This window comes from Brachyspira pilosicoli, assembly GCF_019402445.1.
Taxonomy (GTDB): domain Bacteria; phylum Spirochaetota; class Brachyspiria; order Brachyspirales; family Brachyspiraceae; genus Brachyspira; species Brachyspira pilosicoli_B.
In genome coordinates, this window is sequence record NZ_SRZM01000054.1 from 1 (window position 1) to 6,863 (window position 6,863).

The 6,863-nt window shown below is 28.1% G+C and carries 6 protein-coding genes; 3 read left to right on the plus strand and 3 right to left on the minus strand.

The features are described from left to right. Positions 1–135: 135 nt before the first annotated feature. The 3 genes from E6A48_RS02335 to E6A48_RS02345 all read right to left on the minus strand — a co-directional run bounded on the left by E6A48_RS02335 (position 136) and on the right by E6A48_RS02345 (position 1,070). Positions 136–351 (minus strand): hypothetical protein, encoded by a 216-nt coding sequence (locus E6A48_RS02335; RefSeq protein WP_014932694.1) that lies wholly within the window; start codon positions 349–351, stop codon positions 136–138. Positions 352–446: 95 nt separating this feature from the next. Beyond that, positions 447–650: a 50S ribosomal protein L31 gene (gene rpmE / locus E6A48_RS02340; protein WP_013244860.1), complete on the minus strand. Its 204-nt coding sequence runs from the start codon at positions 648–650 to the stop codon at positions 447–449. Between the two features lie 87 nt (positions 651–737). Then, on the minus strand, positions 738–1,070 hold the full coding sequence (locus E6A48_RS02345; protein WP_219708369.1) for a rhodanese-like domain-containing protein: 333 nt from the start codon (positions 1,068–1,070) through the stop codon (positions 738–740). Positions 1,071–1,204: 134 nt separating this feature from the next. Between E6A48_RS02345 and tyrS the strand changes: the two genes are divergently transcribed. From tyrS to E6A48_RS02360, 3 genes are read left to right on the plus strand one after another with little or no spacing between them, the layout of a single operon-like run. Then, positions 1,205–2,401: a tyrosine--tRNA ligase gene (gene tyrS / locus E6A48_RS02350; RefSeq protein WP_219708370.1), complete on the plus strand. Its 1,197-nt coding sequence runs from the start codon at positions 1,205–1,207 to the stop codon at positions 2,399–2,401. Positions 2,402–2,433: 32 nt separating this feature from the next. Then, the gene (locus E6A48_RS02355) at positions 2,434–5,346 is read left to right on the plus strand and encodes an LPS-assembly protein LptD (RefSeq protein ID WP_219708371.1); all 2,913 of its coding nucleotides are present in this window, start codon (positions 2,434–2,436) and stop codon (positions 5,344–5,346) included. A gap of 15 nt (positions 5,347–5,361) precedes the next feature. Continuing rightward, entirely contained in the window at positions 5,362–6,717 is a 1,356-nt protein-coding gene (locus E6A48_RS02360) for an ankyrin repeat domain-containing protein (RefSeq protein ID WP_219708372.1), read from the plus strand. The last annotated feature ends 146 nt before the right edge of the window (positions 6,718–6,863 follow it).

Below are 6,863 nucleotides of genomic sequence, written 5' to 3' on the forward strand. Positions count from 1 at the left end.
GTTCTTTTTGTGACCAAAAGAACCAAAAAGACTGCATTTGAGTGAGATAGTATTTAATTATAATCAAAAATACAATATATATTCTGAATAACACTGAAATATTTATACTTTTTATTTTATTATATCTTAATGGATTTATTGCTTTTCTATAGATTCGAAATAACAAGCCATAAAGTCGCCTTCGCCGTTTTCAAAATCAGCTACCATCGAAGAAACTTTTTTATTAAGTTCTTTTATCATTTTGTATGCTAATTCATTTGCTTTAGCTTCTGTTATGTTAGGGTTGGTTTTTAATATTTGAGATATTACTTTGTTGATATTTACTCTTTTGTAAACGCCGTCGCTGTCCATAAACTACCTTTATCAATAAATAAAGTCTACAAAGTATATAATACAGATATAATACTTTATAGACTTAAATGTTTTTTATATTTATTGATTAAATATTATTTTTTTAAGCCATAACGTTTTTTGAATTTATCAACTCTACCAGCAGTATCCAATATTTTTTGTTTACCAGTAAAGAAAGGGTGACAATTATGACAAATGTCAACGTGTAAAGTTTTTTGAACTGAATGTATTTTGAAATTAGCACCGCATGCACAATTTACATCAGTTTCATAGTATTCTGGATGTATATTTTTTTTCATTGATTTATCTCCAAAAAATTAAATTATTCTAAACTATCTAAATTATTATATTATAAGTTAAAGTTTATTGCAATAGTGTAAATTAAATTATTTACTATTTTCTAAAGCAATAGATAGTTCTATATATCCAGCATTCATAAGGTTATTTAAATGCTTGAATCCTTTTTTTAACATATATTGCGATACAGCAAAAGAACGTCCTCCGCTTGCACAATATAATAAATATTCTTTATCTCTGTCTAAGTTTTCGATTGTCTCTATAATTTGACGGTCGCTAGGGTCTAAAAGCATGCTTCCTTCTATAAATCCAGTAGCTTTTACCTCATATGGACCTCTAATATCTAATAATTGTAAGTCTTTATTTGTTTTTATTAATTGAACTGCTGTTTCTACATTTACACTATTAACCTGATTTTCCATTTATCTTATCCTCATGTTTTTTTGATTTATTATTATTATAATATATTTTAGATTTTTTTAAATAATTGACTTTAATTAAAATTTACATTATTATAGATTCATATATTTTAAATTTTATAAGGGTTGATATTAGTATGGAAGAGAAACAATACACTTTAGAAGAATCTATAGAATTAATTACAAGAGGAGCAAGCGAAATAATAGGCTTGGAAGAGATAAAAGAAAAACTAAAAAGCGGAAAAAAATTAACAGTAAAAGCAGGCTTCGACCCAACAGCTCCAGATATACACTTAGGACACACTGTACTTTTAAGAAAGATGAGACATTTTCAATTACTTGGACATAAAGTGATATTTCTTATAGGAGATTTTACAGGAAGAATAGGAGACCCATCTGGTAAAACAAAAACACGTCCTAGATTAAGCGAAGAAGATGTATTAAGAAATGCTGAAACTTATAAACAGCAAGTTTTTAAAATTTTGGACCCTGAAAAAACTATAGTTGAGTTTAACTCTAAATGGCTTGGTAAGATGAGTTTTGCTGATGTACTTGGGCTTACTTCAAGATATACAGTAGCACAGATGATAGAGAGAGATGATTTTTCTAAAAGATATAAAAATGGTCAGCCTATAAGCATAATGGAGTTTTTATATCCATTGGCACAGGGTTATGATTCTGTTTCTTTAGAATGCGATGTTGAGCTTGGAGGTAATGACCAGAAGTTTAACTTACTTGTTGGAAGAACCCTAATGAAAGAATACGGACTATCTCCTCAGGCAGTTTTAACAGTGCCTTTGCTTGAAGGTTTAGATGGTGTTGAGAAGATGAGTAAATCTTTAGGCAACTATATAGGTGTTTATGACAGTCCTAAAGATATGTATGGTAAGGCTATGAGCATACCTGATGGTTTAATTCTTAAATATATGGAATTAGTTACAGATATACCTATGAATGATATAAGAAATTATAAAAAGGCTATGGAAGAAGGCGAGAATCCTAGAAATATTAAGTCTATTCTTGCCAAAGAGATAGTAAAATTATATCATACAGAAGATGATGCTAATAATGCTGAAGAGGAGTTTAAAAGAATATTTAGCTCTAAAGGTGTACCAGATGAAATAGAAGAAGTTGTTATAAATAAAGAGGATAATGTTTTAAATGTTTTATCTGTATGCATGAAAAATGAAAGTAAGTCTAATTTAAAAAGATTAATTTCTCAGGGCAGTGTTACATTAGATAATGAAAAGATTACGGATATAAACTCTAATATAAATAAAGAGGGTATATTAAAAGTAGGAAAACGTAATTTCTTTAAAATAAAATTTTCTTAAAAAAAGATAAATGTGATTTTTAAGAGGCAATAATGCGAGTCTTGATATTACTATTATCTTTAATAATATTTAATGCATACTTATATGCACAAGATAATAATCAAGATAATAATAATATTAGAACAAATGAAAACGTATTAATGCAAATAAATCAATTTGATGCTAAAAGGAATCCTGTTTCTTTTATTAATATTGTTAATTTTACTCCATATTATGTTTTAACAGAATATGCTAGAAATTACGGTATAGAGATTTACCCTTATGATGATGAGTCTAGTTTAAGAGCAAGAATTATCAAAAGACAAGTTAATGTAGATGTTATAAAAATCACAGGCGAAGATAATATCAAGAATGTAGCACGTGCTAGTATCAATACAGGCGGCGGTCAGATAGAGTTTAAAAGTGCTGATTATGTTGAAAGGTATAAGATAGATGAGGCAGGTGAAGAATTAATAGCATTATACGGAAATGTGCAACTTAAGATGTATAATAATGTTATGACTGCTGATAGGGTTGTTTATAGTTTAAAAACGGGGGAGGTATTTGCTTCTGGTAATTTAAAAGTTGAATCTGGAGATAGTGTTTTAAATGGCGAATGGTTTATGCTTAATAAAGATGATAAGAAGGGGATTTTATACAATGGTAATACTAAATTCCAAAGTTTTACGCTTCAAGGTAATATAATAAAGTTTAATGACCCCGATTTTTTTGCCAATGACAGTAGTGTAAGTTTTTCTAGGCTCACTCCTGTAGCACATGACTTTTTGGCATCAAGAGTTTATTTATGGGATACAAAAAAGGTATTAATATTTAATAGTATATATAGGGTTGGAAGGCAGCCTGTATTTTACTTTCCTTTATTTATTCAAAACAATGTTGGTACTGGTATTATAAGCACTTTCGGTCAGAGTTTGAGAGAAGGTGTTTATATGCAAAACAGTAAAACTTTTAATTTGTATGGAGTTAGCCATAGAATAAGATTCGATGCTTATCAAAAACTAGGTTTTCTTATTGGAGATGAAATTAGATATACTAGTCAATATCATAATTTATCTTTAGATGCTATGTTTGCTTTGGGAAGGCAATACTATTTACTTGATTCTTATATATCTTCTAGTATTGGTTTTGGTACTAGATATGTTAACTATTTTACTGGTGGTAAGCCTGGTAAATTTGTACCTAGATATAAGTTTCAATATGACCATACTATACAATTATATAGCGGAGAAAATATTAATGCTTATCTTACTGGTAAATTAAATTTAAATAGTGATTTATATTTTAAGTCTGATTTTTATAATCAAAGAGGAGCTTTAGATATATTATCATTATTTACAGCTATTACAGGAAATTTAAGCGATATAGGAGATTCATATCCTGAAAGTTATATAGAAAACTCTGTATATGTTAACAGTAGTATATATGGTGTTAATCTGAGGGCAGGTGCTGAATGGAATCTTACTGCTGTAAGAAACTTATCTGTAAATTATAATACTAATTTTGACTATTATATGCCTAAACCAAGCAGATTAGTTTTACCTTCTTTATCTGCAAGTTATAGTTCAGTTTTTGGTGATGAAACTTCTTATTATTTCCCTAATTTCAATATTAATTATAATATTAGTATGAACTATTCTCATACTATAGATTATAAAACTTCTGAAGGTATAGCATTCTATGATAACCCTAATCTTAACGAACAATTAAATGAAAAATTGGCTGAAAGAAATAATCTACAATTAAATGGTGGATTATCTAGAAGTTTTACTAATTTATTTATGAGATTTACTCCTAATTTTAATATTGACTATGCCTATCAAAAAAGTGTTAATCCGAAATCTGAAGATTTAATTTATGATAGAGATAATACATATTTGGGTTTGGCTAGTACTATGAACCTTTCTGTCTTTTTACCTAATTCTATATTACCATACAAACTTGATAATTATTTCTCCCCATCTGTAAGCTGGGATACATCATATAGTATTGGTTATAGATTTAAACAAAAAGATGCAGCATATACTAATGAAAATCAAAGCGGAGATTTTAGCACTCATAGTATAAATACAAGTTTAAATGTAGGCGGTACTGGTTATAGTGTGTTTTTTATACCTAATTTAAATTGGGATATTAGAGGAAGCATTAGAACTGGTTATGACCTCATACCAACATATAATGCACAAACTAAAAATTATGAGCTTATACATAATACTAATAGATTTTTAACAACTGAAGTAGGGGGCTCTACTAGATTATATTATGATTCTTCATATATTTCTTATGATTTATCTAAAAACCTACTCGGTACAAACTTTACTCAAAATGCCATAAATACTCTTATTCATGTACCTATTCCTATAGATAATCTTACTGATTGGATATTAGTAAGAAATAATAAAAAGAAATTCTTTGATGGTTATAAGAATGATTTTAGATTCTTTTTTGATATAACATATAAACATGATTTTATTAATTATAAATATAACTCAGTTGCTTTTTCGCTTGGATTTGAATTAAAAATATTAGAACAATTTACTTTTAGTTTCTCTACAACAAGTAGAAATGATAGAGCTTATAGATATATAAAATCTTATGCTGAAAAAGAAAATGAAACTTGGGTTAATCCTTTCTGGGATATTGTTGATTCTTTTAATTTTAGAGATTCCCAAAAAAGGATAGATAGTTTATTTAAATTAAGTTCTATAAATACTAGTGTATGGCATGAATTAGATGGCTGGCAATTAAGAGCTACTTTTTCTATATCCCCTTCTGCTCTTCCTTCAGATATTGCTAGCGGTTCTGTTAAAGGTTCTTATTGGAATAAGGAGTTTTGGATTGAATTTACTCTTACTGATTTCCCTAATGCTGGACTTCCTAGAAGAGAATATGACCTCAATTCTACTATTACAGATTTGAGAGATAATCAAACTACTACTACTTTTTAATTGATGGATATTAAAATGATTAAAAAAATATTTATTTTGTTTATTATTATAGTATTTTCTAATTTGCATGCTGATGATTATTATGTAAATAAAATATTTAATGCTATAGAAGATAATGATATTAACTATATAAAATATGTATTAGAAAATGATATACAAAGCTTAAAATCTAGGCTTCCAAAAGATTATGAAAACAATTTAGAGGGGGCTACTCCTTTACTTTATGCTATTTATAATGATAAAAAAGATATTATTAAATTCTTTATAGATAATCTAGATACTTCATATTTAAAAGATAGAGATGATAAAAATTATAATAGCATTATGTATGCTGCTGCTTTTTCTGATATTGATATTTTAAAATTGATATCAGATAAATATCCAAGCTTAATTAATAGCGAAACAGAGTTTAGAGTTAATATACTTCATATAGCGAGCAGTCATAATAATTATGAGGTTATAGAATATATATGCACTAATTTTAATATTGACATTAATTCGCGTGATATTGATGGTTGGACAGCTCTTTATCATGCTGCTAATTCTCAAAGCATTGAATCTTATAGGCTTCTTATAAAATTGGGAGCTAATACTCAGATTACAGATAATAATGGTATGTATCCTTCAACTAGGCTTAGAGAGCTTGTGATGATGAAGTATAATAAATTGAGTGATATTGATAGGGAATTATTTGAGGCTATAAGAGATAATGATATAAAGAAGTTGAAAAAGAGTATAGAAAATGGTGCTAATGTTAATGCTGAAGATGGATATGGACTTAGTGCTTTACATTTTGCTATAAGAAATAAAAACATAAAAGCGGTTGATGTATTGCTTGACTGCGAGAATATTAATCTAGAGGCAACTCTTCCAAACGGATATTATACAGCATTAGACAATTTTAGTAGAGAGGCTGTTTATATAGGAGGGGCTACTCCTTTACTTTATGCTATATTCAAAAGCAATGGAGATAGCAGAATAGTAAACAGGCTCATTAAAAAAAATGCTAATATTAATACTTATGATGAAGAGGGTTGGAATAGTTTTTTATATGCAGCTGCTTTTGGAAATGTTCGTATAATTAGTAGTTTAGTAAGCAAAAATAAAAGTTTAGTTAATAGCAAAACTAAAAAAAATGTAACTCCTTTACAGATGGCTGTTGTTTATGATAATATTAAAGTAATTAGTTATTTAGTAAAAAGGCTTCATGTTGATATTAATGCTAAAGACAATGATGGATGGACTGCTCTTTATTATGCTGCTGCTAACAACAAGGCTGAGGCTTATAATTTACTTATAGAGCTTGGTGCTGATAGAGAAATTGCTAATAATGAAGGCTTAAAACCTGATGATATATTCTTTAATAATTAGTTATATTATACTTGTTTCAAAACTAAATTAATAAATAGTCATACTGTTTAATTTTTTAGTATTTTAAATTTATAATTGGAGCTTTGCCACAACACCCACACTTCTTTTTGCGACCAAAGGGAGTCCTTCAGGGCGACCGAAGGAAG